Annotated in this window: 5 protein-coding genes and 3 pseudogenes; 3 read left to right on the forward strand and 5 right to left on the reverse strand. The window is 52.7% G+C overall.

The features are described from left to right. The first annotated feature begins 293 nt into the window (after positions 1-293). The gene (locus tag HCU66_RS18985; protein WP_205889917.1) at positions 294-1427 is read left to right on the forward strand and encodes an FAD-dependent oxidoreductase; all 1134 of its coding nucleotides are present in this window, start codon (positions 294-296) and stop codon (positions 1425-1427) included. A gap of 123 nt (positions 1428-1550) precedes the next feature. Here HCU66_RS18985 and HCU66_RS18990 read toward each other — a convergent pair whose 3' ends face one another. After that, positions 1551-2285, reverse strand: coding sequence for an EthD domain-containing protein (locus HCU66_RS18990; protein ID WP_205889918.1), 735 nt, complete (start codon positions 2283-2285; stop codon positions 1551-1553). Between the two features lie 293 nt (positions 2286-2578). Between HCU66_RS18990 and HCU66_RS18995 the strand changes: the two are divergent. Both HCU66_RS18995 and HCU66_RS19000 read left to right on the forward strand, forming a co-directional pair. Then, positions 2579-2819: pseudogene (locus HCU66_RS18995) on the forward strand (IS5/IS1182 family transposase); the annotation flags it as partial. A gap of 272 nt (positions 2820-3091) precedes the next feature. After that, positions 3092-3322 (forward strand): annotated as a pseudogene (locus HCU66_RS19000) (PAS domain-containing protein); the annotation flags it as partial. Positions 3323-3668: 346 nt separating this feature from the next. Here the strand turns inward: HCU66_RS19000 and HCU66_RS19005 are convergent. The 4 genes and pseudogenes from HCU66_RS19005 to HCU66_RS27545 all read right to left on the reverse strand — a co-directional run bounded on the left by HCU66_RS19005 (position 3669) and on the right by HCU66_RS27545 (position 5833). Next, positions 3669-3830, reverse strand: a complete 162-nt coding sequence (locus HCU66_RS19005; protein WP_205889919.1) for a phiTE_072 family protein — start codon at positions 3828-3830, stop codon at positions 3669-3671. Between the two features lie 599 nt (positions 3831-4429). After that, a complete protein-coding gene (locus tag HCU66_RS19010; protein ID WP_205889920.1) occupies positions 4430-4630 on the reverse strand; it encodes a hypothetical protein in 201 nt (66 codons plus the stop codon). Positions 4631-5119: 489 nt separating this feature from the next. Further along, a pseudogene (locus HCU66_RS27150) lies at positions 5120-5308 on the reverse strand (integrase); the annotation flags it as partial. A 27-nt stretch (positions 5309-5335) separates the two neighbouring features. Next, positions 5336-5833, reverse strand: a complete 498-nt coding sequence (locus HCU66_RS27545) for a winged helix-turn-helix domain-containing protein (RefSeq protein WP_205889921.1) — start codon at positions 5831-5833, stop codon at positions 5336-5338. Positions 5834-6319 lie beyond the last annotated feature (486 nt).

A 6319-nucleotide genomic window follows, 5' to 3' on the forward strand; every position in this document is an offset into this window, starting at 1 on the left:
GATGGATTGCGGTTCACATGAGCCGCATTTCGTCGGCCTTTTTATTTGCGCGCGAACAGGCAGACGCCCCGAGCAACGGGCCAGGCTTACCTCCGAGACCCATCGCCTGCAGCGATACCTCGGATTGTGCAAAGCGATTTCAGCGCTGATATCCGATTCGATAGTCTCGTCCTTGATTCGGTATTTGTGTCGGAACTTCATGATTCTGCGGCGTTGACTTTACGACGCCGCCGAGCTCGTTGGTGCGCCATGCAATGTCTGCCCGAGCGAATAAAAATAATTAGGAGAGCGTGATGATTGCAGCAGTCAATAAGGTCCTGGTAATCGGAGGAGGGTTCTCCGGTATGACGGCGGCTATCCAGCTCGCCCGTCAGGGTGTGGAAGTTGACCTGATCGAAATCGATCCTTTGTGGTGCCCTCTAGGGGCGGGAATTACCCTTAGTGGGCCCACGCTACGAGCGCTTGATACAGTTGGGATTCTTGAAAGGGTGGCCGGGGAAGGGTATCTGTCGACCAATTTCGATGTGTTTTCACCGGGAGGCGACCTGATCGTGCAGTTGGCGCTTCGACCTCCGGTCAGCGATAAACCTATTCCCTGTGGCGGCGGCATTCTGCGCCCGGTGCTGGCTCGTATTTTTGCCGACAAGACACGGGAAGTGGGCACCCTTGTGCGCCTCGGCATCACGTTCGACAGCATCATCGAGCACGAGGATGGTGTTGAAGTGTCTTTCACCGACGGCACCTCTGGACGCTATGACCTGGTCATCGCCGCCGATGGTGTGCATTCGCGGATGCGAAAGGAGTTTTTCCCCGAAGCCCCTTCGCCAAAACCCATTCACCAGAGTGTCTGGCGCGCGGTACTAAAGCGTCCGCCGGAAATCGTACGTCCCAGTCACTGGTTGGGACGCACCAAGGTCGGCGTCAATCCGATTTCCGAAACGCATATGTACATGTTCCTCATGGAAAACCGCGAGTTTTCCGAGTGGATCGATCCGGCCAGTTGGCCAGGTGAAATGGCGCGGCTGCTGGGTGAGTTCCCCGCCCCGATCCTGCAAACGCTGGTGCCGCAACTGCATGAGCCAGGTGCCAATATCGACTATCGGCCGCTGGCCAATCTGCTGGTGCCATTGCCCTGGCATAAGGGCCGCATTGTGATGATTGGGGACACGGTGCATGCCACCACGCCACATCTGGCTTCCGGGGCTGGAATTGGTATTGAGAGCGCCATCGTACTCGCCGAAGAGTTGCTCGCCGACGGCGATCTACAGATTGCCCTGAACCGGTTCGAAGGGCGGCGTTGGGAGCGTTGCCAACTCGTGGTCGAAAACTCTGCACGGCTTTGCGAGATAGAAAAAAGTGGTGGTGACAAGGAAGAGCATGCTCAGATCATGCGCGAGTCCACTGCGACGTTGGCCGAGCCCATCTGAATTAAATGAGTCGCTGTTCTGGTGCCCATCACTCATGTCTATGGTGCGCGGCACGTCAACGCGAACTCAACTGGTCGAGTCCGCGTTGACGTGCTGTTGAGCACAGTCCCGTTGATTAAGCGTTTACTGGTTCAGGTCCATAATGACCACCTCTTTGACGTACACGAAAAAAGACTCTGATGACACCACAATCCCTTCGTCAGAAAGCTGTTGGAACAGTGAGTGCTGATACTGACGAAAACTGGAAAGATCGCTTTCATTTTCAAACCACATGCTGCAAGCACCTTCGTAGACCGTTATCTCTGGTCCGAAATAGGCGGTTACCCTGTCACCTTCGGGCAGGTACCTGGAACGAACATGACGGCGTAGTACACTTTGAAAATTTGGGTGTCGGCTGATGATTGCATCGTGTGCCAAATCCCATGCGGTGAAAAAAGAATCCAAATGAACCGTTGGATTCTTTTTCAAGAAAATCATCACCTTGCATTTGTGGGTCGCTGCACCTGCGTGGGAGGTTTCGACCTCATCCATCAATTGAGCGGCCTGGTTAGAAAGGTCTGCGAAGTTTTTTGCATCAGGCCCTACGGTTTGTTGGGTATAGGGGTCGCTGAAGGTGTGAATCAAACCTGACATATCATCAAAAAATAATTCCGTGATGGAGTCTCGGTGAAAATTTTTTGTATAGGTAACATCGGAGTCAACTCCGAAAGCACCGTCGATGACATGGTTCTGTACGTATCGTTTGACACTCAAAGGTTTGGCGCGAGCAATATTTCCATGCTGATGCTCTATATATTCCAAAAACTCAGCATGAGTCATCCCAGGTTTTCGGCGTACGGCGGCTAGCATTTTAATCATGAGAGCTCTCGCGTTTGTCGGATCAATTTTAAATGAATTTATTTTCCTGAATATTTAATGCGTATTTATTACGCGCGATATTCTGGAATTACTTTATTCAGCAATAAAATATATAACTAGGACTGACCGGCGAACCAATCAGTATTTCCGCTAGGAGGTATCGCGCAATAGCATGCTTGACAAGCCTTGCGTCGGTGTTGGACCGCGCCCATCGATGGCAGAACGCGATAGCGAGGGGGTATGAAGCCTCCATGGCTACGCCTGACCTAGTTAGGGTAGGAGTGGTATACGGTACGCAGCACCATTTGATCGTTGCACATGAGGTGAGCAACGTCGGTTTCCGACCGCGATCAACTCAGTTCGATGGTCAAGCAGACCTGCGAGGCGATGGCGTCAGAAACGCTGTCGGTCGTGGCTGACCGAGGTTACTTCAAAAGTGAAGAAATCCTGGCTTGTCACGATGCCGGCATCACCGCCTATGTGCCTAAGCTGATGACCTCTGGAGCGAAGGCAGGCGGGCGTTTCAATAACGACCTTGCGTCGCGATTACAGTAGCCTGGAGTTCGACGAAAACCATTTGATTATCAGCTACCCCTTCTCGGCGCTTTAATACCGCTAAACAGATCACGCGCTACGCCAGGGGCTACAGATTTTTGTAGTTGCTGCCAAAGAGCGAGATTGTGATTGGGCCATCAGGGTTTGCAAGCAGATCTGAAACTACATCGTTAGGCCAGGCTTACGTTACTCTCCATCCCTCGGCACAACGTTTACACTTAACTGCTCCGCACCCTCGAAGAACCTCCCCGGTGAACGTCAACGACGCCAGTTTCGAAGAACTGCTCAACGCTTTGCATGACGGCGTCTACATCACTGATGGCGACGGCAAGACGCTGAAGGTCAATCAAGCCTATGAGCGCCAGACCGGGCTCAGTGGTGCTGATCTCATCGGCCGATCCATGCGGGAGCTTGTGAAGGAGGGCGTCCTCTCGCAATCGGCCACACTGCGTGTATTGCATGAAGGTCGGCCGGTGTCGGTGTACGGCGAGGCTCCGGACAATGCCAGCGAGGCCAGCGAAGACGCCGACAGCCAGGCGGGCCCGCGCTACATCATCCGCAAGACCCATACAGATCAGAAAAGCGCCCAGGAAGCGGCGGCGGCGCAACTGAAGAAGTTGCAGCGCGGTAAGTCCACCATGTCCATCACCCGACCGCTCACGCCTGAGATTGTCGCCGAGGGTCGGCTCGATGTGCGCAACCATCGCACCAGCGCTAATCGGCTGTGGCAGGTCGAGTCGGTTTCACACGTCATTGGGTCGGGCGGGGTGGCGTCGTCGTCGGCGGAATGTGTGACGCCAGCGTGAAACTCGGGGGCGATCAAGGGGCCTACTCGGCCACCGTACGCGGCCCCATGGCGCCCCAGAAGGAGTTCCAACTCTTGTCCCAGCAGTTGATGGTGATCTTGCCGGCGCCGGTCTTGTAGTCAGGGTTGTCTTTGTGGCCGCAGTCCCGCAGCCCGAAGGGTGATCGGGTCGAGCCATGGCGCACCGGTGAGACCAGCTTGGTTAACGCCGTAGTCGGAATCTTTGCAAGCTCCGCTTGCTTGAGAAAGCTCCCGAGTCACCTCGAAGAGCATAGAGGCTTGCCCTATAGAGGGCCGTCCTTCGAGAGCAACCAAAACTCCGGATTTTGTTATAGGCCCATTCCCAACCCCGAGACTTGGTCTTTTCGGCAGGTGTTAATTTCACTTCACAGAGCCTCTAGCAGTGGAGTTTGCCGGGATCATAGCAATGTGCCTCCGTTAGAAAAGCGTCAAATAATAACCTTTCATGTATCAGGGTTAATACATATCCGGCGCTTGGTCTTCAGGAGGAAAAAACACGCTGATTACTCGGTTTTTTGGCTGGTGCGTAAGGGCAGGGGCAAACTAGGGGCTTGGGGTTCAGGTCGGCAGAACGCCTGGATGGGAGGGCACTACTGTAGGAATATACAACGCTAAGTTATTGATTATTATAGGGGAATGTAGCAGTTCTGAGAGCATTACAAAAATCCAATTTTCTCTTATAGATCAGTAGCTTATGGTGGTTTAACGGTCACCTTGACGTGGCGGTGGCCAAGGTGACAACTTTACGATTTTAGATCTGCGCTTATCCTGGCGATACCTGTCGACGTATTTCTTCAAGCTGATCCTGTGCTTCGTCGAGGGCTGCCTTAGAAGCCGCCAAGCGCTCTGCATCTCTTTCGGTCGAATGGTCGCTAGGGATTGACTCGATCACGTCGCAATGATTATCAAAGGCTTGATTCGCCTTCTCGCGGGCTTTATTAAGAAATTCGCAGGTGGTTGTCATTAGTGCATTCCTTACCGGTTCAAGCTGGTTGTGAGTCTTTCGGCTCGTCGCCGGAAGTGACCGCATCTTGTACCAATTTTTGTACCAATGACCGAGTAAAGCAGGTTAAACCCGGGTATTGCAACATAACAAAGTGCCCGATTCCATTGGCCCTGAGTACCTTGCCTCACCGCTGTAGAATCGCGGTGTAATTCTGCTCCAGCGAAACAAGATTCCCTGACAAGGTTTCGCGGCGCCAGAGCTGATTAGGTTGCGCAAAACCTACGCTACAGGCCACGGTTTACCGTTTGCATAAGCACAAAAAAGCGGATGGTTTGCCACCATAAATAGGGCATATATTCTTTACAGAATAATAGGTTAGGTCGTTACAAGCCCCAGTATGGGGTGCTAGGGGTCGAGTGTTCGAATCACTCCGTCCCGACCATATTTCGTGAGGGGATCAAGCACTTAGTGGCTTGATCCCCTTTCTCGTTTCAGGTCTGCGCAAAACTACCCAGTGATTTCGCTGATATTCAGGTCCGGTATCGCCTCAGGCCGGACGATTTTCTCGTGGTCCCGCTGGTAGTTTTTGGCCATGCCCTCGCTCGCGTGCCCTGCGATCTTCTGTCCATCGTTTCCGGCATTCTTCTACAGGTGCAGCGACAGCGCCCGCACTTCATGGAAGCTCGGCACCTCCTCCGTGCCAGAGCCGCTACATACGTCAACCTAATCGGCAGATGCATCGGTTAGAAAGTAGATGCTGTGGCGGGGGTTGGGCGAGCAGCGCTTCCAGGTTTTTTCATCGCATGCGGTATGCCTGTTAGATAAGTCCTTCTCAATGTGTATTGTTTGGACGATGCAATAGCCGCGATTTCTCACCGAGCGGAAAAGGTTATCTCCTCTAGAGGACCTCTTGAACTTCGCTTGTAGCCTGCTGAGGCACATCACCAGTCCCTTATAGTGGTCAAGGTTTTTGTTTAGTTTTTTGGAAATGGCATCATTACTTACTATCCGTTCTGTGCTGCTTATTAACAAGTCGAGTACTGCGTACTCCATCTTGGTTAGATTGACAGTTGTTTCATTGTTAGTAAGTAATTGCAGAGGCTTGACTAGCATCCATGCATTTGAACTTTGTGCGCGTATTGCGTTGAACATACTCTTTTCAACGGGGGCGTGCGCCTCGAAAGCGGAGGGTCGTCTGGAGGGGGGCGTATCGATATTCATCTAAGTGAGGCTGTTTCTTTGGATGTATTGCTCTTCCGCTAGCTGGCTCGAAATAGAGAAATTCCTAGGTCAGCGGAGATGGCGCAGTGCAATGCAGAGTGTATTTCGGTTAAAACCGGCTAATTTCGGTGATGATACGTTTCAGCAATCATAAAATCTTTAAAAAAGATCGAACGCACGTTGGTTCTGATAGGGAGGATTAAGGACATTCCAGCCAGTTGCGGGTGTCTTCGATTTCGTACGGATCTACGGTTTCGCCTCAGTATTTGAGGCGAGATGGTAGCGGGGCAGCGACAAGGTGCAGTGCTAATTCACTCCGGCGTCATCAGTACCGCGAGCGTCATCTTGATGAACTCTTCGTTCTTGTCGATGGTGTCCAAGGCGCCGCGCACGTTGTCGGCGACGTCGGCTGAGCCGCGGGCTTCGACCCAGTTGGAAAGCTCCATGATGGCGGCCTCAAGGGCGAGCTGGTTTTCGTTGATCTTG

The organism is Pseudomonas frederiksbergensis (assembly GCF_017114915.1).
In the GTDB taxonomy this organism is placed as follows: Bacteria; Pseudomonadota; Gammaproteobacteria; order Pseudomonadales; family Pseudomonadaceae; genus Aquipseudomonas; species Aquipseudomonas frederiksbergensis_I.